1 pseudogene is annotated in these 289 nt (G+C 72.3%); it reads left to right on the top strand.

Annotated features, from left to right (window positions below):
• Positions 1 to 289, top strand: a pseudogene (locus tag ACYQ8L_RS18740) (biotin synthase BioB); the annotation flags it as partial.

The raw sequence follows: 289 nt of genomic DNA, 5'->3' as shown, positions 1-289 counted from the left end.
TGGAGCTCGAGGGCCCGGCCGTGTACGAGCTCTTCCCGGCGGCCAACCGGATCGCCCGGCATTTCAAGGGCTACGACGTGGAGCTCTGCGGCATCGTGAACGCCAAGAGCGGCCGGTGCCCCGAGGACTGCGCCTTCTGCGCCCAGTCGGCCCACCACCGCACCGAGGCGCCGGTGTACGACCTCCGGGACCCCGACGAGATCGTGGCGGCCGCCCGGGAGGGGGCCACGATCTGCGCCAACCGGTTCGGCATCGTGACGAGCGGCACCGGGATCGACGAGGGGCCCGA

It is taken from the genome of Deferrisoma palaeochoriense (assembly GCF_054656955.1).
The sequence above is the reverse complement of the archived record's forward strand: the minus strand, read 5'-3'. Positions and strand labels throughout refer to the sequence as shown.